The organism is Pseudomonas khavaziana (assembly GCF_036704165.1).
Lineage (GTDB): Bacteria > Pseudomonadota > Gammaproteobacteria > Pseudomonadales > Pseudomonadaceae > Aquipseudomonas > Aquipseudomonas khavaziana.
The window spans coordinates 5,728,890-5,750,132 of the sequence record NZ_CP129946.1 but is presented as its reverse complement, the minus strand read 5'-3'; the positions used below and the strand labels follow the sequence as shown (position 1 = coordinate 5,750,132).

The window sequence follows — 21,243 nt, the reverse complement described above, 5'->3', positions numbered from 1 at the left end:
TCCTTAGCGGGCAATAGGTGTCAAACGGATCAGATGGATACGACGACTATCGGCATTCAGGATGCGGAAGCGATAGGCGCCAATCTCGGTCGTTTCGTTACGCTTGGGCAGATGCCCGAACGCACTCATCACCAGACCGCCGACCGTGTCGAACTCGTCGTCGGAGAATTCGCTGTCGAAAAACTCGTTGAAGTTCTCGATGGGTGTCAGCGCCTTGACCAGGAAGTCACCGCTGGGCAGCGGCTTGATGTAGCTGTCTTCTTCGACGTCATGCTCGTCTTCGATGTCGCCGACGATCTGTTCCAGTACGTCCTCGATGGTCACCAGGCCCGCCACGCCGCCGTATTCGTCGATCACAATGGCCATGTGATTGTGGTTGGCGCGGAATTCACGCAGCAGCACATTCAGGCGCTTGGATTCAGGCACGAAGGTGGCCGGACGCAGCAGGTCCTTGATGTTGAAGCTGTCGCCGTTTTCCTTGAGGATCAGTGGCAGCAGGTCCTTGGCCAGCAGGACACCCATGACGTCGTCATGGCTTTCACCGATCACCGGGTAGCGCGAGTGCGCCGAGTCGATCACGGCCGGGAGGAATTCCCGTGGGGTCTGGGTCGCCTTGATGCTGATCATCTGCGAACGCGGGACCATGATGTCCCGTACTTGCAGGTCAGCCACCTGGATGGCGCCTTCGACGATGGCCAGCGCTTCGCTGTCCAGCAACTTGTTCTGGTGGGCCTCGCGCAGCAGCTCCAGCAGCTCCTGGCGGTTCTTCGGCTCGTGGGCAAAAGCCTGGGTCAGTTTACCCAGCCATGACTTCTGCCCATTGCTCGATCGGTCTTCGCTCATAGCGATTACTCTAAATCCTTTGATATGACAGTTGAGTGTTGATCAGCTTTCGTCGTCTGCGTACGGGTCGCGATGACCCAGTTCGGCAAGCAACGTTCGTTCCAGTGCTTCCATTTCCTCGGCTTCGTCATCGTCTATATGGTCGTAGCCCAAGAGATGCAAGCAGCCGTGGATGACTAGATGGGCCCAATGGGCCTCAAGTTCCTTACCTTGTTCCTTCGCCTCGCGCTCGACCACTTCGACGCAGATCACCAGGTCGCCCAGCAACGGGATATCCAGCAGCTCGTCGGGTACGTCGGCAGGGAAGGACAGCACGTTGGTCGCGTAGTCTTTCTGGCGCCAGGTATGGTTCAGCTCGCGGCCTTCGGGCTCGTCCACCAGGCGAATGGTCAGTTCCGAGTCGGCGCTGCGCTGGCGCAGGGCCAGGGCGCACCACTCGCGGAACTGGGCTTCGCTGGGGGCGGGCGCTTCGGTGGCCAGCTGCAGGTCTAGCTCAAGCATCGCGGTGAACGTCCTTGGCCGGAGCGTCGTCCTTGTGGTCGAAGCGCTCATAGGCCTCGACAATGCGCTGCACCAGCGGATGGCGCACCACGTCCTTGGGCATGAAGTGCGTAAAGCTGATGCCCGGCACGTCCTTGAGCACCTCGATCACCTGCGCCAGCCCGGACTTGGTGCCCTTGGGCAGGTCGACCTGGGTGACGTCACCAGTGATCACGGCGGTGGAACCGAAACCGATGCGGGTGAGGAACATCTTCATCTGCTCGACCGTAGTATTCTGGCTTTCGTCGAGGATGATGAAGCTGTTGTTCAGTGTACGGCCACGCATGTAGGCCAGCGGGGCGATCTCGATCACCTGGCGCTCGATCAGCTTGGCGACATATTCAAAGCCGAGCATCTCGTAGAGTGCGTCGTAGAGCGGGCGCAGGTATGGGTCGATCTTCTGGGCCAGGTCGCCGGGCAGGAAACCAAGCTTTTCGCCGGCCTCGACCGCCGGGCGCACCAGCAGGATGCGTCGCACCTGCTCGCGCTCCAGAGCATCGACCGCACAGGCGACGGCCAGGTAGGTCTTGCCGGTGCCCGCTGGGCCGATGCCGAAGTTGATGTCGTTGCCCAGGATTTCCTTGACGTACTTCTGCTGATTCAAGCCGCGTGGGCGAATCATGCCTTTTTTGGTACGCAGGGCCACGCTGGCTTCGGCCACCGGGTTGTTGGCCAGGTCTTCCACGGCGGACTCCTGCAGGTACAGGTGCACCGTTTCCGGCGACAGTTCACTGCCCTTGGTCTCGCGGTAGAGGCGACGCAGCAGGTTTTCTGCAGACGTGGTGTGTTGGGGTTCACCAATGAGCTCGAACTGATTGCCGCGGTTGCGGATCTCGATGCTCAGGCGTTGTTCGATCAGGCGCAGGTGCTCGTCGAACTGTCCGCACAGGTTGGCGAAACGGCGAGCCTCAAAAGGCTCGAGGAGAAAACGATGGGGTTCTGCTATGGGTGCGTTCAAGGTTGCTTTTAGCCGCCCTTTGGCTGATGAGGTGAGAGAGAGAATAACGCCAGTGGCGCGGGTACGAAAGCACTTACGTCATCGGAATGTTGCATGTGACTAATGTGGGAGGGGCGGTGCGACGATTCGACTTGCCCCCCGATGACTGTGTGTCAGCCAGCACATGCAGTGACTGATACCCAGCTATCGGGAGCAAGCTCCCTCCCACATAGGTTATTTGTTGATCTGCAAATTATTGCACCAACGAGCCGCGCAACGAATGCGGTTGCGCCGCATCAATGTGCACATCGGCAAACTGGCCGATCAGGGTTGGGTCGTCGCAGCGAAAGTTGACGATGCGGTTGTTCTCGGTACGGCCCTGCAATTCACCCGGGTCCTTTTTCGAGTAATCGGTGACCAGGATGCGCTGGATCGAACCGACCATTTGTCGGCTGATCTCGAAACCCTGTTGGTTGAGGCGATGTTGCAGCGTGTTCAGGCGCTCTTTTTTCAGCGCTTCCGGGGTTTCGTCCAGCAGGTCGGCCGCCGGTGTGCCGGGGCGTTGGCTGTAGACGAACGAGTAGGAGAAGTCGAAACCGACGTCTTCAATAAGCTTCATGGTCTGTTGGAAATCTTTCTCGGTTTCACCCGGGAAGCCAACGATAAAGTCCGAACTGATGCAAATGCCCGGTACCGCAGCGCGCAACTTGCGCAGCTTGGATTTGTATTCCAGCGCCGTGTGGTTGCGCTTCATCGCCGACAGGATGCGGTCCGAGCCCGATTGCACCGGCAAGTGCAGGTGCTTGACCAACTCCGGCACTTCGGCGTGGGCCTGGATCAGGCTGTCGGAGAATTCCAGCGGGTGCGAAGTGGTGTAGCGGATACGTTCGATGCCATCGACGGCGGCGACCACGCGGATCAATTCCGCCAGGTCGGCCAGGCGTCCGTCGTGGGTCAGGCCACGGTAGCCGTTGACGTTCTGGCCGAGCAGGGTCACTTCACGCACGCCGTTTTCGGCCAGGTGGATGATTTCCGACAGTACGTCGTCAAACGGCCGGCTGACTTCTTCACCGCGGGTGTAGGGCACCACACAGAAGGTGCAGTACTTGCTGCAGCCTTCCATCACGGATACGTAGGCGCTCGGCCCGTCGATGCGCGGTTCGGGTAGATGGTCGAATTTTTCGATTTCCGGGAACGACACGTCCACCTGGGGCAATTTGGTGATGCGTGCGGCGTCGATCATGTCCGGCAGGCGGTGCAGGGTTTGCGGGCCGAAAACCACGTCGACATAGGGCGCACGATCGCGGATCGCGGCGCCTTCCTGGCTGGCCACGCAACCGCCGACGGCGATCACCATGTCCGGATTGGCCAGCTTCAATTCACGCCAGCGGCCCAGCTGGGAGTACACACGGTCCTGGGCTCGCTCGCGGATCGAGCAGGTATTGAGCAGGATCACGTCGGCATCTTCGGCGCGGGCGGTGACTTCCAGGGCCTGGTGTTCGCCCAGCAGGTCGACCATGCGCGAGCTGTCGTACTCGTTCATCTGGCAACCGTGGGTTTCGATATAAAGCTTCTTGGCCATGGGAATCGTCAACTGGTGGTAAAGAACCGCGCATTATAGGGGGCATGCCCATCGGTTCCTAGCGCTGTGCATCGGGTGCCATGCTATAGTTCGCGCCCTCTTTTATATCCCCATGTGTTCCGCGCCCACCATGACCAAACGTGAAGCTCCAATCTACAAGGTGATTTTCCTCAACCAGGGCCAGGTGTTCGAAATGTACGCCAAGCAGATCTATCAAAGTGATCTGTGGGGCTTCCTGGAAGTGGAAGAATTCGTCTTTGGCGAGCGCACCCAGTTGGTCGTCGACCCGGGCGAAGAAAAGCTCAAGGCCCAGTTCGAGGGCGTGGTGCGCAGTTTCGTGCCGATGCATTCTATTGTGCGCATCGATGAAGTCGAACGCCTGGGCACGCCGAAGATCAGCGAAGCGCGGGGCACCAGCAATGTCATGCCGTTTCCGATGCCGATGCCTGAGAAATAACGCTTTAGACCGAGGTGTGCCCTTCGCGAGCAAGCCCGCTCCCACATTCGACCGCGTTTCAAATTTGAAATGCAGTCAGTGTGGGAGCGGGCTTGCTCGCGAAGAGGCGATCAAAAGCGCTGAAAATCAGGGCAGGGGTGAGAAGGGCGAGCGCCCATCGGCACTCTGCAGTTCCTGCAGATAGTTGCGGAAAATCTGCCCCAGCACCTGGGTGGCCACTTCCAGTTCATCGCGCTGCATGTGCTCGGCGACTTCGTCGGCGGTGTCCAGTGCGTCTTCGGCGCCGTTGACCGCAGCCATTTTCAGCACGATGTAGGCCTGGACGTTATTGGCCGGCACACCTTCGCCCTTGAAGAACATATTGCCGAGCTGGAATTGCGCCTGGGCGTGGCCCTGTAGCGAAGCCTTTTCGAAGTAGCTCAACGCTTTGTTGAGGTCGACGGCCGGGTTCTTGCTGTCATGGTAGAACTCGCCCAACTCGTATTGCGCCTGCGCATCCCCGTCATCAGCCTGTTTCTGGCACGCGCTCAGCGCTTCGGCCTGGCTGTCTGGCTGGGTATTGAGGGTGCAACGACCCATCGCTGGGATTAACAACGAGTTGCCGCCTGCCTGGGCATGTGCCAGTAGCGGCTGAAGGAGCAACAGGCAGCCCAGAATCAGGGTGCGGCCGGTGCGTTTCATGGGAATCGACTTACCTCTGACGGGGCACGCGGACCCTCGGGGAGTCCAATAAGCGCGCATTATGAAATAAGCAGGCCCCTGCTTACAAAGTCTTTACTCGTTTTTCTGCTGCTTGGGCAAGTTATCTGCCGGTTTGCAGGACAATTCTCGAAAAATGCAGGAAATATCTGTAGGCAAGGTAGCAAATCTGACGCTGCCCAGGGCAACGTCAGAGCGTGCCGTCACTTATTTCAGGGCCGCGAAGGCGCGTTCGGCAGCATCGAGGGTGAGTCTCAGCTCGGCTTCGCCATGGGCAATCGAGGTGAACCCGGCTTCGAAGGCACTCGGCGCCAGGTACACGCCGCCTTCCAGCATCAGGTGGAAGAAGCGCTTGAACAGGTCGGCATCGCTGCCCATCACGTCATCAAAGGTGACGATCTCGTCGGCACCGCTGAAGTACAGGCCGAACATACCGCCAGCCTGGGTGGTGACAAACGGGATACCGGCGGCATCGGCGCGTTGTTGCAGGCCGTCGAGCAGGCGGGTGGTGTAGTCGGTCAGCTCGGCATGGAAGCCCGGGCGGCTGATCAGGCGCAGGGTGGTCAGGCCGGCGGCCATTGCCAGCGGGTTGCCCGACAAGGTGCCGGCCTGGTACACCGGGCCCAGGGGGGCGATGTGCTGCATGATTTCGCGCTTGCCGCCGAAGCAGCCTACTGGCATGCCGCCACCGATGATCTTGCCGAAGGTGCTCAGGTCTGGCGTAACGCCGTAATGCGCCTGGGCGCCGCCGAGGGCGACACGGAAACCGGTCATCACTTCGTCGAAGATCAGCACCACGCCGTGCTTGTCGCACTGCTCGCGCAGGCCCTCGAGGAAGCCCGGGGCCGGCGGTACGCAGTTCATATTGCCGGCAACCGGCTCGACGATGATGCACGCCACGTCCTGGCCGACTTCGCTGAGCATCTGCTCGACGGCGGCGATGTCGTTGAACGGCAGGGTCAGGGTGTGCTTGGCGAAGGCTGCCGGCACACCGGCAGAGTTGGGCACGCCCTGGGTCAGCGCGCCGGAGCCGGCTTTCACCAGCAGGCTGTCGGAATGGCCGTGGTAGCAGCCTTCGAACTTGATGATGTTGTCGCGGCCGGTGAACCCCCGGGCCAGGCGGATGGCGCTCATGGTGGCCTCGGTGCCGGAGCTGACCATGCGCACCATTTCCATCGACGGCACGATCGCGCAGACCAGGTCGGCCATCTCGGTTTCCATGGCGGTCGGCGCGCCATAGGACAAGCCGTGTTGCAGCTGCTGGCGCACTGCGTCCAGTACGTCCGGATGGCTGTGGCCGAGGATCATCGGGCCCCAGGAGCCGACGTAGTCGACATAGCGCTTGTCATCTTCGTCGGTGACGTAGGCGCCTTCGGCATGCTTGAAGAACAACGGCGTGCCGCCCACGCTCTTGAACGCACGCACGGGGGAGTTCACACCGCCGGGGATGTGCTTCTGGGCATTGGCAAACAGGGTTTCGGAACGGGACATGATCGGGCTCTCTAAGCTGAATATTTAAGAAGATCGTTGAAGGCGCGGGCGCGGCGCGTGACGTCCTGGGTGCTATCGGCACCGAACAGGCCGTGCACCACCGCCAGCAGGTCGGCGCCGTGGGCTACCAACGGTTCGGCGTTGTCCAGGGTGACGCCGCCGATCACGCAGATCGGCAACTGCAAGCGCGTGCGGGCCTGGGCCAGCATTTCAAGGGTGGCGGCAGGTGCGCCGGGTTTGGTCGTGGAATTGAAGAAGCGCCCGAAGGCGACATAGCTGGCGCCTTCCCTGGCGGCCTGTTCGGCCAGTTCGATCTGGTCGTGGCAGGTGGCGCCGATGATCGCCTTGGAACCCAGCAGTGCACGGGCCGGGGTCAGTGGGCCGTCGGTCTGGCCCAAGTGCACACCAACGCCCAGGCGCGCCGCCAGCTCGGCATCGTCGTTGATGATCAGTCGGGTCTTATAGCGGGAACACAATTCGTGCAGTTTCTCCGCTTCACGCAGGCGCCGCGCTTCGTCGCTGCTTTTGTCACGGTACTGCAACAAGGTCACGCCACCGTCCAGCGCAGCCTCGACGTAGGTGAGGAACTTGCCGGCCAAGAGCTGGCTGTCGGTAATGGCGTAAAGGCCACGTAGTTTCATCGGGCAAGCCCCTTGCTGTGACAGGCGATAGGTTACGAGCAGAAATCCAGCGGCAACCGACGCGGCACATACTGGCCCTGGCCGAGTTGCTCGGCGTCACGCAGGGTGCGCCAGGTGTAGTTGAGGGCCGATTGCACGGCGCTGGCCAAGCCTTCACCCTGGGCGATGCGGCCGGCCAATGCACTGGCCAAGGTGCAACCCGAGCCGTGATAGCTGCCAGGCAAGCGCTGGCAGGTAAAGGTGCGGCGGGTGCCGTCGCGGCTGTACAGGCGGTTGTGCACTTCGTGCTCATCGCCATGGCCACCCGTGATCAGCAGGTGCTTGATGTACGGCAACAGCTTCTCGGCGCACTCGTCCGCGCTGCCGTCGGGCAACTCGGCCAGGATGCGCGCTTCTGGCAGGTTGGGCGTGGCGATCAACGACAGTGGCAACAGCCGCTCGCGCATTGCGTAGCCGACTTCATCCTTGCCCAGGCTACCGCCGCCACCGGCGCGCAGCACCGGGTCGCAGACCACCGGCAGGTGCGGATGCGCCTGCAGCAGTTCGACCACGGTGTCGACCATCGCGGTGGAGCCGAGCATGCCCAGCTTGACTGCCGCCACTTCGGAGTCGCTGAGCACGGCATTGGCCTGGGCCATGACCCACTCGCGGTCAAGCACGCGGAAGTCACTGACGTTGACCGTATTCTGCACGGTCAGGGCGGTGACGGCCGCAGCGGCGTGGCAGCCCTGGGCGAGCAGGGCTTCGATATCTGCCTGCAGGCCGGCGCCACCACTGGGGTCGTGGCCGGAGAGACAGAGGACAACGGGGCGAGAGCTGTAGATATTCATGGTGCGCGAGCTTACCACCAAACGCTTTTTGCGTGGCCGTCTGGCGATGGTTGAAGTCTGCCCGCAGTTACGACGTTTTTCTGCGGCTCGAACCTGCGGTTTAAATACTGAAAGCCTTGATCTAGAGCCTTTCAAAAAAATATTTCAATGCTGTCCAATGGCCTTTAATGGCTATGCTAAAGTGCATCCAAACAACTTACTGTATCGCCGGTGTACGTCTTCTCAAAAGGAATGGGGGGCTTTTGACACAGCCGGGCAGGCCACGCTGGGGCTTTATGCGCTATTTGCTGATCTTTATCTTGTGCGGGCTGCCGATGCTCGCCAGCGCCGTCGAGTTCAACCCGGACACGCGAAGCCTGCCGCTTGGCCAGGTCATGCAAGTGCTCGAAGATCCCACCGATACCCTCACCATCGCCGATGTCAGCTCCCCCGCCTACGCCGCCCAGTTCAAAACCCATGACAAAGCCACCCTCAACGCCGGTTATTCGCGCTCGGTGTTCTGGCTCAAGGTCAACCTGCATTACACCGCCAAGGATCCTCGTGCACCACGCGCCTGGTTTCTGGAGCTGGCCTACCCGCCGCTCAATCGCCTGGACCTGTACCAGAGCGACGGCACCGGTCACTACCGCCTGACCGCCCGTACCGGCAGCGCGTTGCCGTTTTCCAGTCGTGAGGTCAGCCAGAGCAACTACCTGTTCAAGCTCAACTTCCTGCCCGACCAGCAACAGACCCTCTACCTGCGCTTGCAAAGCCAAGGCTCGATCCAGGCGCCGTTGACGCTGTGGGCGGGCACGGCATATCTGGAAGAACAGCCGCTGCGCCTGTATGTGCTCGGGGCGATTTACGGTGTGTTGCTGGGCATGTTGATCTACAACCTGTTCATCTACCTGAGCGTGCGCGACACCAGCTACCTCTATTACATCCTCTATATCGCATCGTTCGGTTTGTACCAGCTCTCGGTCAACGGCGTCGCGGTGCAGTATTTCTGGCCGAACAACCCGTGGTGGGCAAATGCGGCGGTGCCGTTCCTGATCGGTTCGGCGGCGTTGTTCGGCAGCCTGTTCGCCCGCAGCTTCCTGCATACCGCGCAGCACAGTCGCTGGCTCAACCGGATGCTGCTGGCGCTGGCGGCCTGTGGTGGGTTGGTGATGGCGCTGGCGCTGCTGACCAGCTACGCCGTGGCCCTGCGCCTGGCCACGGGCCTGGCGCTGGTATTTACCGTGACCATCTTTGTCGCCGCCATCAAGGCCTGGTACTGCGGGCAGCGTATGGCACGCTACTTCATCATCGCCTGGTCGGCGTTCCTGCTTGGCGGGGTGGTCAACACCCTGATGGTGCTGGGCTACCTGCCTAACGTGTTCCTGACCATGTATGCCAGCCAGATCGGTTCGGCCATTGAAGTGGCGCTGCTGTCCCTGGCCTTGGCCGACCGCATCAACGGCATGCGTGAGCAGCAGGCGCAAATCCTCTTCGACGCCAGCCAGAAGCTCGAGGCGCTCAACCAGCAGCTGGCCCGCAGTAATCGCCTCAAAGATGAATTCCTCGCCACCCTGACCCACGAACTGCGCACGCCGATGAACGGTGTAATTGGTTCTCTGGAGTTGATGCAGACCGTCCCCCTGACCGATGACCTGGCGCAGTACCAACAAACCGCCGCCGGCTCGGCACGGGACATGATGCGTATGGTCAACGGCATCCTCACCCTGACCGAACTGCAGGCCGGCCGCCTGGTGTCGCAGCCCCAAGTGTTCAGCCTGCGGGGGGCGCTTGATACTTTGCGCCAGCAGTTTACCGCCAGTGCCCAAGCCAAGGGCCTGGAGTTTTCCATTGACGTCGCGGATGAACTGCCGGACCGGGTAATCGGCGATGCGGGCAAGTTGCTCCAATGCCTGGATTGCCTGTTGGACAATGCGTTCAAATTTACCCACATAGGCGTTGTGCGCTTGCGTGTGGTCGGTGTGCCCCAAGCGGATGGCAAATTGCACCTGAGCTTTATCGTGACCGACACCGGTATCGGCTTTGCCTTTCTAGACGAGGCCACGCTGTATCAGCGTTTCTTCCAGCTCGACGGCTCGACGACCCGCGAATACGGTGGCCTGGGCATTGGCTTGGCGATTTGCCGGCAGTTGATTGAACTGCAGGGCGGGCGCTTGACCCATCATTCCGAGCCGCGCAAAGGCAGCCGCTTTCAGTTGGAAGTGGACGTCGGCCTGGCGCCTGCGCAACCCACGCAGAATACGCAGGTCCAGGGCATCCAACGCTCACCTCATGAGTGCGGGGTGCTGCTGGTGGACGACAACAGCGTGGGCCAGTTGGCGGTGCGTGGCATGCTGCTCAAATTGGGCTACCGGGTCAAAACCGTGGATAACGGCCCGGCCGCACTGGCAGAACTGCAAGGTGAGCGTTTTGATGCAGTACTGCTGGACGTACCTGAAGGTGGTTTCTCGTTGTGCTGTCAGATTCGAGCCTTGCCCGGCTGCGGTGAGTTGCCGGTGATAGCCCTGACTACCTCACCCGATGGACCAGAACGTGAACGTTGCCACGGCGTCGGTATGACTGATCGTCTGGCCAGCCCCGTGCGTTTCGACGCCCTACAGGCAGTGCTGGAGCGCCGTGTGCTGCGCGTGGAAGAGGGCGAAAGTGCCGAGCATTCGGCAGGTATGCCACTTTTTTAAGCGTGAGGTCGGTGCTTAACTGAAATAACCGGCCTCAATCGAGCGGTGCCTTTTGTAGGAGCGAGCGTGCTCGCGAAGAACGTAAACGATAACGCGCATCCTGGATCAGCGCGTTGCTCTCAGGTTCTTCGCGAGCAAGCTCGCTCCTACAGACAGCCTGAAATCGACGTGGCCTTTTTCCAGGAGGCCCGTCATGAACCTGCATCAGTTTGCCGAAACCCACGACGTCACCAACCAGCCACCGTCCCTGGACGGCACCAACCTTTACCGCATCGATCTGCCCCTGCAAGAATGGTCGCACCGCTTTGGCGCTGGCTGGGCGCAATCGCGTATCGATGCCTACGGTGCACTGGCCGGTGGGCCGTTGATGGAAGCCGGGTTCCTGGCGAACCAGAACAAACCGGTGTTCAGCAGTCATGACCGTTATGGTCATCGCATCGACCTGGTGGAGTTTCACCCGGCCTATCACGAGCTGATGCGCACCGCTGTCGAGCATGGCCTGCCGTCGCTGCCCTGGGCTCATCCGCAATCCGGTGCCCATGTGGCGCGTGCGGCGATGACCTACCTGCACAGCCAGGCCGAAGCCGGTACCGGTTGTCCGTTGACCATGACCTTCGCCTGCGTCCCGGCCCTGCGTTTGCAACCGGAGCTGGCGGACCTCTGGTTGCCGAAGATCCTCAATACCCAATACGACCCGCGCAATGTCGGTATCGCCCACAAGGCCGGCGCCACCATCGGCATGGCCATGACCGAGAAGCAGGGCGGCACCGACGTGCGCGCCAACACCACTCGCGCTTACCCCGTGGGCGCGGGCGGCCCCGGCCAGGCCTACGAACTGGTGGGCCACAAGTGGTTCTGCTCGGCGCCGATGTGCGATGCCTTCCTGACCCTGGCCCAGACCGACAAGGGCCTGACCTGTTTCCTGCTGCCCCGGCAGCGCCCGGATGACACGCACAACCAGTTCTATATCCAGCGTTTGAAAAACAAACTTGGCAATTGCTCCAATGCCTCCAGCGAAGTGGAGTTTCGCGGCGCCCTGGCCTGGATGGTCGGCGAAGAAGGTCGTGGCGTACCGACCATCATCGAAATGGTCGCCATGACCCGCTTCGATTGCATGGTCGGCTCCAGCGCCTTGATGCGCCAGGCGCTGACCCAGGCCAGCCATCACTGTGCCCATCGCTTGGTCGGTGGCCGCGTACTCGGAGAACAACCACTGATGCAAAACGTCTTGGCCGACCTGGCCCTGGAAAGCGAAGCGGCCCTGGCCTTGAGCCTGCGCATGGGCCGCGCGCTGGATCATCTTGATGATGAGCAGGAAGCCAAGTTCGCCCGGCTGGTCACGGCGGTGGGCAAGTATTGGATCTGCAAGCGTGCGCCCGCGATGATCAACGAAGCCGCCGAATGCATGGGCGGTGCCGGGTATGTGGAGGACAGCATCCTGCCGCGCCTGTACCGTGAGGCGCCGGTGAACTCGACGTGGGAAGGCTCGGGTAACGTGCAATGCCTGGACGTACTGCGCGCATTGTCGAAAGAACCGGGTGTGCTGGAGGCGCTGTTTGTCGAACTGGGCGATGGGCACGGCGACCGGCTGTTGACGCGGCATATCGAGCAACTGAAGTCGGCTTTTATGGACACCCAGGACATTCAGTACCGCGCACGGCAGTTGACCGAGGATATCGCCGTGGCATTGCAGGCCAAGTTGTTGTTGGAGGCCGGGAATGCAGCCGTCAGCGATGGGTTTATCGCCAGCCGCCTGGGCGAATCGTCCGGTCGGGTGTACGGCACCTTGCCGCGTGGGGTGGATGTAGCAGCCATAGCCGCGCGCTCAACCCCCCCATATCCTTGAATAAACACGGTCAACTGTAGGAGCGAGCTTGCTCGCGAAAACGTCAACGATAACGCGTGCTTTCTGAATAAACGCGGCGCCTATGGGGTTCTCGCGAGCAAGCTCGCTCCTACATGGTATTAGGGCTTTTCCCCTCCACATTTTAAAATGCATTCCAATCCTGGTGTTTCGGTGAGGCCGGGATACAGGCAAGATAAAGGCCTGCAAGTCCAGAACACAGGATGCTTACCGTGACCGAAGCTTTTGTTGTCGTTAAAACCGCCGAAGAGGCCGTGGATCGGCTGGCGGCCCTGCATGAGCGTGCTACCGGTGCGCTCAACCAAGCCCTCAAGCAATACCTCAAGGACCGCATCGAGCCCGACGCCGCACAACGCGCGCTGTTTCGCTACCCGGAACTGCGCCTGACCTACCACTGCCATGGCGAAGTGCCCCAGACCACCCGGGCGTATGCCAAGGTCCAGTTACCCGGCACCTACAGCGTCACCGTGACCCACCCGGCCGCGTTCCGTAAGTACTTGCTCGAACAATTGGTGCCGCTGATGCACGATTTCACCGTGACGGTGGAAGTGGGCGTCAGCCAGCAGAACATCCCTTACCCCTACGTGGTGGAGCAAGGCGACGAACTGGCCGGCTCCGGCGTAACCGCCGCGACCCTGGCGCGGGTCTTCCCCAGTACCGACCTGTCCGCTGCCACCGATGGCATCGCCGACGGCCTCTACGACTGGGAAAACACCGACCCGCTGCCCCTGGCGCTGTTCGACGCGGCCCGTGTGGATTTTTCCCTGCGCCGCCTGGTGCACTACACCGGCAGCGACTGGCGCCATGTACAACCCTGGATCCTGCTGACCAACTACCACCGCTACGTTGACCAGTTCATCCTGCATGGCCTGGAACAACTGCGCAGCGACCCACGGTTTATCCGCATGGTGTTGCCGGGCAACGTGGTGATCGACAAGAGCATGGACCACGGCGAAGCCTCGGCGATTGCCGCAGGCGTGGTCTGGCACCGCTACCAGATGCCGGCCTATCACCTGCAAGCCAGCGATGGCCACGGCGTGACCCTGGTGAATATCGGCGTCGGCCCATCCAACGCCAAGAACATCACCGACCACCTGGCGGTGCTGCGCCCGCATTGCTGGCTGATGATCGGCCACTGCGGCGGCCTGCGCCAATCCCAGACCATCGGTGACTACGTACTGGCTCACGCCTATATGCGTCGTGACGGCATTCTTGATCGCGTGGTACCGCCAAACATCCCGATCCCGGCCCTGGCCGAGGTGCAGTTGGCCCTTCAGCAGGCCGCGGCGAATGTCACTGGCGAAAAAGGTGAAGAACTGAAAAAACGCCTGCGCACCGGCACCGTGCTGACCTACGACGACCGTAACTGGGAACTGCGCTGGGCCCAGGAACGTCCGTTGATCAACCTGTCCCGCGCCGTGGCCGTGGACATGGAAAGCGGCACCATCGCTGCCCAGGGTTACCGTCTGCGTGTGCCCTATGGCACCTTGTTATGCGTATCGGACAAACCCTTGCACAGCGAGATCAAGCTGCCAGGTTCGGCCAACGCGTTTTATGAGCGTGCGGTCAGCCAGCACTTGAAAATCGGCATTGAGGCGGTCGACCTGTTGCGCACCGAACTCAACTCGTTGCACTCGCGTAAATTGCGCAGCTTCGACGAGCCGCCGTTCCGCTAAGCGGTTGGGATGGTCATTTGGCGGTCAGGCCACTAGCATTGTCGGTCCTGACCGCTGGATGTTCCTTTTGCCATGCCCCGTCCTACCCGACCCGATTCACGCCGCCCTGGCGTGAAACCTCCACATGCCGCTCCCCGTCGTGTCGCCAAGGCGCCACCGGCCGAGCCGAAGCTGATCCTGTTCAATAAACCGTTCGACGTGCTGACCCAGTTCAGCGACGAAGGCGGGCGTGCGACCCTCAAGGACTTTATCGACATCCCCGGCATCTACCCGGCCGGCCGCCTGGACCGTGACAGTGAAGGCCTGCTGTTGCTGACCAACGACGGCCAGTTGCAGGCCCGGATTGCCGACCCCAAGCACAAGCTGGCGAAAACCTATTGGGTGCAGGTGGAAGGCGAGCCGACGCAAGAACAGCTACAACGCCTGCGCGATGGCGTGGAACTCAATGACGGCATGACCTTGCCCGCCGAGGCGCGGCGACTGGATGAACCCGCGTTATGGCCGCGCAACCCGCCGGTGCGCTTTCGCAAAAGCGTGCCGACCCATTGGCTGGAGCTGGTCATTCGCGAAGGGCGTAACCGCCAGGTCCGGCGCATGACCGCGGCGGTGGGCCTGCCGACGTTACGACTGGTGCGCGTGCGCATTGGTGATTGGTCTATCGACGGCCTGGATCAAGGCCAATGGAAGGCAGTCCCGGCGCGCCTATAAAGCGCCGGACTCGATCAAGCCGATCACCACGCTCTTGATGATGAACGCGGCCACGCCCAGGCCCAGCACGAAAAACAAAATGAATGAGCCAAAGCGCCCGGCCTTGGATTTCTTCGCCAGGTCCCAGACGATGAAGCCCATGAAAATGATGAGGATAGTGACCAGGCCGGTCATCATCCATTCTTCGAACAGGGCGGGGTCGATGTTGTTCATGGGACTCTTCCAGCAAGACAAGCGAGCAGTATACGGCAGCGTCGCAGACGCAACATTGACCTGAGTCCAAGCACAATCCAAATGTGGGAGGGGGCTTGCTCCCGATAGCGGTGGGTCAGTTGATAAATACTGACTGACACTCAGTCATCGGGAGCAAGCCCCCTCCCACATTTGAATCTCAGTGTGCTCAGGTGCGCAGGTGGGTCAGGGGCAGTTCGGTGCTGTTCAGTACCTGGTTGAGCACAAAGCTGGAGCGCACGCTGGTCACGCCTTCGATGCGGGTCAGATGGCCCAGCAGCAGTTTCTGATAGTGATCCATATCCGGCACCACGACCTTTAGCTGATAGTCCGCATCCATGCCGGTCACCAGGCTGCATTCCAGCACCTGGGGCAAGGTTCGGATGGCGGCTTCGAAGTTTTCGAAGCGCTCCGGCGTGTGCCGGTCCATGCCGATCAATACGTAGGCCGTAAGGCTCAGGCCGAGCATCTTGCGGTCCAGCAAGGCAACCTGGCGCGCAATGTAGCCGTCGTCTTCCAGCTGCTTGACCCGGCGTGAGCAGGGCGAAGGCGACAGGCCGATACGCTCGGCCAGCTCCTGGTTGGAGATCCTCGCGTCGCGCTGCAATTCCGCCAAAATACTCAGGTCGTATCGGTCAAGCTTGCTCATTGTTTTGGCCTTTGTCGTAACTATTGCGGTGAATTATCCATGAAGGGTTAAAAATTGCGCAAGCACTGTTTATTAACGCAATCTTCGCAATCATCCGTCGGGCGTTGGCGGGTATCTTTATCAACAGAATCACCGCCTGGACAACAGTCCACAGCAGCGCGCCCAATCAGGCCCGCTGCGGCCGCCGCCCCAGCAGGGTTGAGCCGGCCTCCAGGCTGCACACTGTTCACAAGACGGCGTGAGGTGAGCCAACGTCAAAAGCGTTGAGCATGGACGAAGTTCTCAAGGGGTGGCCGACGGGTCACCCCTTTTCTTTTGCCTTGAGAAAATACTGCCCGCGACTGATAACCTGCCTGAGAACCGGGTGTGGCTTTTTCAGTCTCATCTGTAAGGCCCTAATCCGCAGTGAGGAATAGCATGAAGCGCATCTGGCATATGGCAGGTGTTGGTTTGCTGGTGGTCAGCGTCGGCACGCAGGTGATGGCTGATGAGCGCGATAACTCACCGGGCCCCGGGCAACGGCCTGAGAACAATCAGCCACGCCCACAAAACCCGCATTTTGAGCGCGGCGGCCAGCACGAGGGTCAATGGCAAGGTCGCCCTCAAGGTAATGAGCCCGGGCGACCGGCACCGCAGCCGCAACCCTCCAATAACCTGCCGATCCAGGGCCGGCCCGATACCGTGCGTCAGACCCAGGAGCCGCGCCAGGGGTATTACCGCGATATTCCTCGACGCAACGATGACAACCGGCATTGGGAGGCTGGTGGCCCAGGTTCGCGGCCTGGTTATGATCGTCCCGGTGATAACCGCTGGCCAGGCCGCCCCGACGGGCACGGCAATGGCTGGGGCCCAGGCCCGCAGCACCGTCCCGGTTACGTGGTGGATCGCTTCCCTGACCGTAATTACCGCGTGCCTTACCGTGGCCAGGACTACTTCTACTCCGGCGGCTACTGGTATCGCCCCCAAGGCCCGCGCTACGTGGTGGTGACGCCGCCCTATGGCATTCGTGTGCAGTACCTGCCGGACTATGCGCGGGAAGTGTGGGTAGGTGGCTCACTCTTGTTCCTTGCCGCTGGCGCCTACTACGCCTATGAGCAAAGCACCCAGCAATACGTGGTGGTGCAACCGCCGGCGCAAGTGCCATCACCCCAGCCGGCGCCGCAAGGCAATGGCTATGACGTGGTTGCCTATCCCGCCAACGGCCAGTCCCCGGCCCAGGTGCAGCAGGACGGCTACGACTGTTATCGCTGGGCCCTGCAGCAAAGTGGCTTCGACCCGCGCACCGTTACCTATGCGCCTGACCCGGCGGTGGTGCAAACCTACCGCCAGGCCCAGGGCAACTGCCTGGGCAGTCGTGGGTATCAGGTGCAGTACTAGGCCTTGTTGCCGGTGACCACTTCCAGCGGGTCGGCGTGCACCAGCACTTCGGCACGCGGGTAGGCCTGGTGAATGGCGTCGGCGGCTTGGTCGCTGATGCCATGGGCCACCGACAAGGTCAGTTCCCCCGGCAGTTCCAGGTGCAACTGCACAAACCAGTGGCTGCCGGAGATGCGCGTGCGCAAGTCGTGGGCACCCAGTACCCCGGGCACGCCACGGGCCAGTTCCAGCATGTGCTGGCTGACATCCGGTGGTAGCTCTTCATCCATCAACACCGCGAAGCTTTCCCGGGCGATCTGGATCGCACTCCACAGGATGTAGGCGGCGATGCCCAGGCCAAACCACGCATCGACCTGATGAAAGCCGAAGCCCGCCAACACCAGTGCGATGAGGATGCTGCCATTGAGCAGTAAGTCCGAGCGGTAGTGCAGCGAGTCGGCGCGCACCGCGTTAGAGCCGGTCTCGCGCACCACACGGTGTTGCAGCATCAGCAGGGCCACGGTCAGCGCCAGGGACAAGACAATCACGCCAATGCTCAGCCAGGGCGCGCCCACAGGCTCGGGATGCTTGAGCCGTTCAAACGCCTGGAGCGCAATCAGCACCGCACTGCCGGCGATAAACAACGCTTGGGCCATACCCGCCAGTGACTCCGCCTTGCCGTGCCCATAACGGTGATCGTCATCGGCTGGGCGCAGGGCGTAATGCACCGCCAGCAGGTTCAACAGCGAGGTCACGCCATCGAGCAGCGAATCGGTCAAGCCGGCGAGCATGCTCACCGAGCCGCTGAGCCACCAGGCGATGGCCTTGGTAATAATCAGCACACAGGCCACGCCTACCGAGGCGCGGGTGGCCAGGCGCAAGAGCCTGGCGTGTTCGGGGCTGCTGGTCATGGGCTGTCCTACGCGGCGGGTTGCAGGCCCAGGGACGCCAGTTGCTGCACGCTGCCCTTGAACTGGATCAGGCGTGGGTCGTCCAGCGGCAAGGTACGGCCGGTTTCCTTCTGGATGATGCTCTGCAGCTTGGCGTTGTCGACCTGGCCGTCGGCGCCGATGGCTTGGTGCAGTTTCTCGGGGGCGACCTGGGCGGTCTTGCCGGGTTCGTAATAGATCGCACCCGTGGCGAAGTCGACGCCGAACGCGATCAGGCCGGGGATGACGTAGAACAGCAGGCCGACGGCATCGAGTACGGCAATGGCCGGGTCAATCTTGCCGTCGATCTGGCCGCGGCGGTCGGGATAGAAAATCGAGCCGCAGGCGGTGAGTTGGCTCAGCAGGGTGACGGCTAATGCAGCGCCGATGACACGGGAAGCGATACGCATGAAAAGTCTCCTGAACACGTTTATGGGTGACTATAAGCCAGATCTGTTAGGCGCCGATGATCGAATGTGGGAAGGGGCAGGTGTTGTTGAGACCACAGCCGGCTTTCAGCAGTTCGCCGTTATACTCGCCGCTCTGCTTTGGAGCCAGTATGAATTCGTTGCCGATCGATGATGTTTTACCCGCCCTGCGTGACGCCTTGGCGCATCGCCATGAAGTGGTGCTGGAAGCGCCACCCGGCGCCGGTAAAACCACCCGTGTGCCCTTGGCCTTGTTGAGTGAGCCGTGGCTCGCCGGGCAAACCATCTTGATGCTCGAACCCCGGCGCCTGGCTGCGCGGGCCGCCGCCGAGCGACTGGCCAGCGAACTGGGTGAAAAAGTCGGTGAAACCGTGGGTTACCGCATCCGCCTCGACAGCAAGGTCGGCCCCAATACGCGTATCGAAGTGGTCACCGAAGGCATCCTTACCCGTCGCCTGCAGGATGACCCCGCACTGGATGGCGTGGGCCTGTTGATCTTCGACGAATTCCACGAACGCAGCCTCGACGCCGACCTGGCGCTGGCCCTGAGCCTCAACGGCCGCGAGCTGTTTCGTGACGAACAGCCGCTGAAAATCCTGCTGATGTCCGCCACCCTTGAAGGCGAACGTCTGGCGAGCCTGCTGGATGACGCGCCGATCCTGCGTAGCGAAGGGCGCATGTTCCCGGTGCAGATGCGCTGGGGCCGGCCATACCAGGCCGGAGAGTTTATCGAGCCGCGGGTGGTGCAAACCGTCCTTGAAGCCCTGCATGACGAGACCGGCAGCGTGCTCGTATTTTTGCCGGGGCAGGCAGAGATTCGCCGGGTCAACCAGCAACTGGCCGAGGCCATGGGTAATCGGCCTGACGTGCTGTTATGTCCTTTGCACGGTGAGCTGGACCTCAACGCCCAACGTGCCGCCATCGACCTGGCACCGACCGGCAAGCGCAAAGTGGTGCTGGCCACCAACATCGCCGAGACCAGCCTGACCATCAATGGGGTACGCGTGGTGATCGATGCCGGGCTGGCGCGGGTGCCGCGTTTTGACCCGGGCAGCGGCATGACTCGCCTCGACACCCAGCGCATCTCCCGCGCCAGCGCCACCCAGCGCGCCGGTCGGGCAGGACGGTTGGAGCCGGGGGTGTGTTATCGGTTGTGGTCCGAAGACCAGCATGACGGTTTGGCCGCCTATGGCAGTGCGGAAATTCTTGCCGCCGACCTGGCCGGGCTGGCTTTGCAACTGACGCGCTGGGGGGTGACACCCAGCCAGTTGGTTTGGCTGGACATTCCACCGACTGCCGCCTATGCCCAGGCTCAGGATCTGTTACAGCGCCTCGGCGCATTGAACGAAACGACCCTCACCGCCCATGGCCAGAAGATGGCTGAATTGCCGGCCCATCCGCGTATTGCCCATCTGTTATTGCGTGGCCAGGACCTGGGGCTGGCCGCCACTGCCTGTGACGTGGCGGCCCTGTTGGGCGAGCGCGATATCCTGCGTGGCGGCGGCGCCGATTTGCACAGCCGCCTGGCGCTGATGGCCGGTGAAGAACGTGCGCGAGGCACTCAGGGTGGCGTGCAGCGCGCCAAGCAACTGGCGCGGCAATACCGTGGCTTCCTGCGCGGCAAGGCGACCCAGCAGGTGGACAATCCCGACCACCCGCGCTGGCTCGGCGCCTTGCTGGCACTGGCCTACCCGGACCGCGTCGCCCAGCAACGTCGCCCCGGTGGGGCCGAATACCGCCTGGCCAATGGCCGTGCGGCGCTGTTTGCCGAAGCCGACAGCCTGATGAAACAACCCTGGCTGGTGATCGCCGACCTTGGTAGCCGCCAGGGTCAGCGCGAAGAGCGCATCTACCTGGCGGCGAATTTTGATCCGGCGCTGTTCGACACGGTGCTGGCCGAGCAAGTGCACTACGTCGACCAACTAGACTGGGACGAACGCGAAGGCGTCTTGCGCGCCGAGCGCCAACGCAAAGTCGGTGAACTGGTGCTCAGCCGGGAACCGCTGACCGGTCTCGACGAATCCGCCCGCAGCCAGGCGCTGGTCAGCCTGGTGCGCCGCAAAGGCCTGGAACTGCTGCCCTGGACCCCGGAACTGCGTCAGTGGCAAGCCCGTGTGATGCTGCTGCGCCAATTGGACGCCGGCAAAACCAGCGAGTGGCCCGACATCAGCGACCAAGCCTTGCTCGCCAGCCTCGAACACTGGCTGATGCCTTACTTGGGCAAGGTCTCGCGCCTCAGCCATTTCGCTCACCTGGATATTTGCAGCTACTTGCACAACCTGCTGCCCTGGCCATTGCCACAACGCCTGGAAGAGCTGGCGCCGCGCCAGGTGAAAGTTCCGTCGGGGTCATCGGTACGCCTGGACTACAGCGAACAGCCGCCGATCCTTGCGGTGCGCTTGCAGGAATTGTTCGGGCTGGCAGACACCCCGCGTATTGCCGGTGGGCGCCTGGCAGTGAAGTTACACCTGCTGTCTCCGGCGCGGCGACCGGTGCAGGTCACGCAGGATCTGGCGAACTTCTGGCGCATTACTTACGCCGAGGTGAAGAAAGATCTCAAAGGGCGGTACCCCAAGCATTACTGGCCGGATGACCCGTTGGTGGCCGAAGCGACAGCCCGAATCAAGCCCCGGCCAAATTAGAATGTGAGTAACACCTACCGGGGGGCGTGATCTGCACACGAAAGATCAGGTCGTTTCTATGTAAA

Annotated in this window: 20 protein-coding genes; 8 read left to right on the top strand and 12 right to left on the bottom strand. The window is 61.7% G+C overall.

The features are described 5' to 3' along the window. Positions 1–3: 3 nt before the first annotated feature. The 4 genes from QYQ93_RS25605 to miaB form a co-directional block, all read right to left on the bottom strand. The gene (locus tag QYQ93_RS25605; RefSeq protein WP_005791724.1) at positions 4–843 is read right to left on the bottom strand and encodes an HlyC/CorC family transporter; all 840 of its coding nucleotides are present in this window, start codon (positions 841–843) and stop codon (positions 4–6) included. Between the two features lie 42 nt (positions 844–885). Then, on the bottom strand, positions 886–1,344 hold the full coding sequence (gene ybeY / locus QYQ93_RS25600; protein WP_043047964.1) for an rRNA maturation RNase YbeY: 459 nt from the start codon (positions 1,342–1,344) through the stop codon (positions 886–888). Next, a complete protein-coding gene (locus QYQ93_RS25595; protein ID WP_043047963.1) occupies positions 1,337–2,341 on the bottom strand; it encodes a PhoH family protein in 1,005 nt (334 codons plus the stop codon). Before QYQ93_RS25595 ends, ybeY begins: the two co-directional genes overlap by 8 nt. Before the next feature lie 232 nt (positions 2,342–2,573). Further along, complete coding sequence (miaB, locus tag QYQ93_RS25590; protein WP_338475773.1) at positions 2,574–3,902, bottom strand: tRNA (N6-isopentenyl adenosine(37)-C2)-methylthiotransferase MiaB; 1,329 nt, start codon at positions 3,900–3,902, stop codon at positions 2,574–2,576. Between the two features lie 130 nt (positions 3,903–4,032). Between miaB and QYQ93_RS25585 the strand changes: the two genes are divergently transcribed. Continuing rightward, a complete protein-coding gene (locus tag QYQ93_RS25585) occupies positions 4,033–4,359 on the top strand; it encodes a DUF1820 family protein (protein WP_003194436.1) in 327 nt (108 codons plus the stop codon). A gap of 126 nt (positions 4,360–4,485) precedes the next feature. Here QYQ93_RS25585 and QYQ93_RS25580 read toward each other — a convergent pair whose 3' ends face one another. The 4 genes from QYQ93_RS25580 to QYQ93_RS25565 form a co-directional block, all read right to left on the bottom strand. Further along, complete coding sequence (locus tag QYQ93_RS25580) at positions 4,486–5,040, bottom strand: tetratricopeptide repeat protein (RefSeq protein WP_043047961.1); 555 nt, start codon at positions 5,038–5,040, stop codon at positions 4,486–4,488. A gap of 225 nt (positions 5,041–5,265) precedes the next feature. Beyond that, the gene (gene hemL / locus QYQ93_RS25575) at positions 5,266–6,549 is read right to left on the bottom strand and encodes a glutamate-1-semialdehyde 2,1-aminomutase (protein WP_338475772.1); all 1,284 of its coding nucleotides are present in this window, start codon (positions 6,547–6,549) and stop codon (positions 5,266–5,268) included. Positions 6,550–6,560: 11 nt separating this feature from the next. Beyond that, entirely contained in the window at positions 6,561–7,190 is a 630-nt protein-coding gene (gene thiE, locus QYQ93_RS25570; RefSeq protein WP_338475771.1) for a thiamine phosphate synthase, read from the bottom strand. Between the two features lie 32 nt (positions 7,191–7,222). Further along, complete coding sequence (locus QYQ93_RS25565; protein WP_043047956.1) at positions 7,223–8,020, bottom strand: hydroxymethylpyrimidine/phosphomethylpyrimidine kinase; 798 nt, start codon at positions 8,018–8,020, stop codon at positions 7,223–7,225. Between the two features lie 275 nt (positions 8,021–8,295). Here QYQ93_RS25565 and QYQ93_RS25560 point away from each other — a divergent pair, with 275 nt between their 5' ends. From QYQ93_RS25560 to QYQ93_RS25545, 4 genes are all read left to right on the top strand, one after another. Then, complete coding sequence (locus tag QYQ93_RS25560) at positions 8,296–10,695, top strand: hybrid sensor histidine kinase/response regulator (RefSeq protein WP_338475770.1); 2,400 nt, start codon at positions 8,296–8,298, stop codon at positions 10,693–10,695. A 193-nt stretch (positions 10,696–10,888) separates the two neighbouring features. Further along, positions 10,889–12,541, top strand: coding sequence for an acyl-CoA dehydrogenase family protein (locus QYQ93_RS25555; protein ID WP_338475769.1), 1,653 nt, complete (start codon positions 10,889–10,891; stop codon positions 12,539–12,541). A 221-nt stretch (positions 12,542–12,762) separates the two neighbouring features. Then, positions 12,763–14,235 (top strand): AMP nucleosidase, encoded by a 1,473-nt coding sequence (gene amn / locus QYQ93_RS25550; RefSeq protein WP_161796505.1) that lies wholly within the window; start codon positions 12,763–12,765, stop codon positions 14,233–14,235. Positions 14,236–14,307: 72 nt separating this feature from the next. Beyond that, a complete protein-coding gene (locus QYQ93_RS25545; RefSeq protein WP_043047950.1) occupies positions 14,308–14,943 on the top strand; it encodes a pseudouridine synthase in 636 nt (211 codons plus the stop codon). Here the strand turns inward: QYQ93_RS25545 and QYQ93_RS25540 are convergent. Both QYQ93_RS25540 and QYQ93_RS25535 read right to left on the bottom strand, forming a co-directional pair. Beyond that, positions 14,938–15,147 carry a DUF2788 domain-containing protein gene (locus QYQ93_RS25540; RefSeq protein ID WP_025999909.1) on the bottom strand — a complete coding sequence of 70 codons (210 nt, stop codon included), beginning with the start codon at positions 15,145–15,147 and terminating at the stop codon, positions 14,938–14,940. The two genes, QYQ93_RS25545 and QYQ93_RS25540, sit on opposite strands and share 6 nt — an antisense overlap. A gap of 196 nt (positions 15,148–15,343) precedes the next feature. After that, positions 15,344–15,823 carry an Lrp/AsnC family transcriptional regulator gene (locus tag QYQ93_RS25535; RefSeq protein WP_003194418.1) on the bottom strand — a complete coding sequence of 160 codons (480 nt, stop codon included), beginning with the start codon at positions 15,821–15,823 and terminating at the stop codon, positions 15,344–15,346. 417 nt (positions 15,824–16,240) lie between these two features. On the opposite strand from QYQ93_RS25535, the gene QYQ93_RS25530 reads away from it, so the two are divergent. Then, positions 16,241–17,200, top strand: a complete 960-nt coding sequence (locus QYQ93_RS25530; RefSeq protein ID WP_338475768.1) for a DUF6515 family protein — start codon at positions 16,241–16,243, stop codon at positions 17,198–17,200. Here QYQ93_RS25530 and QYQ93_RS25525 read toward each other — a convergent pair. Both QYQ93_RS25525 and QYQ93_RS25520 read right to left on the bottom strand, forming a co-directional pair. Further along, complete coding sequence (locus QYQ93_RS25525; protein ID WP_043047946.1) at positions 17,197–18,090, bottom strand: cation diffusion facilitator family transporter; 894 nt, start codon at positions 18,088–18,090, stop codon at positions 17,197–17,199. The genes QYQ93_RS25530 and QYQ93_RS25525 overlap by 4 nt on opposite strands. Before the next feature lie 8 nt (positions 18,091–18,098). Then, a complete protein-coding gene (locus QYQ93_RS25520; RefSeq protein WP_057012850.1) occupies positions 18,099–18,518 on the bottom strand; it encodes a hypothetical protein in 420 nt (139 codons plus the stop codon). Here QYQ93_RS25520 and QYQ93_RS25515 point away from each other — a divergent pair. Together QYQ93_RS25515 and hrpB are read left to right on the top strand one after the other, a co-directional pair. Then, positions 18,517–18,690 (top strand): hypothetical protein, encoded by a 174-nt coding sequence (locus tag QYQ93_RS25515; protein WP_338475767.1) that lies wholly within the window; start codon positions 18,517–18,519, stop codon positions 18,688–18,690. The genes QYQ93_RS25520 and QYQ93_RS25515 overlap by 2 nt on opposite strands. Then, positions 18,668–21,178, top strand: a complete 2,511-nt coding sequence (gene hrpB / locus QYQ93_RS25510; protein WP_338475766.1) for an ATP-dependent helicase HrpB — start codon at positions 18,668–18,670, stop codon at positions 21,176–21,178. The genes QYQ93_RS25515 and hrpB overlap by 23 nt, the downstream gene beginning before the upstream one ends. Positions 21,179–21,243 lie beyond the last annotated feature (65 nt).